Below are 266 nucleotides of genomic sequence, written 5' to 3'. Positions count from 1 at the left end.
CACCTCGACCTGCCGGTGTTCGACACCGTGGCCCAGGCGGTGGACCAGACCGGCGCCAACGCATCCGTGATCTACGTGCCGCCGCCCTTCGCCGCGGATGCGATCCTGGAGGCGATCGACGCCGAGATCCCGCTGGTGGTGTGCATCACCGAGGGCATCCCGGTCTTGGACATGGTCAAGGTCAAGCGCGCCCTGGCCGGGTCGGCCACCCGGCTGATCGGGCCGAACTGCCCGGGGGTGATCACGCCGGGCGAGTGCAAGATCGG

At 69.9% G+C, this 266-nt stretch carries 1 pseudogene; it reads left to right on the top strand.

The features are described from left to right. Nucleotides 1-266 (top strand): annotated as a pseudogene (locus AAHM41_RS40465) (succinate--CoA ligase subunit alpha); the annotation flags it as partial.

The organism is Inquilinus sp. OTU3971, assembly GCF_038440215.1.
The sequence above is the reverse complement of the archived record's forward strand: the minus strand, read 5'-3'. Positions and strand labels throughout refer to the sequence as shown.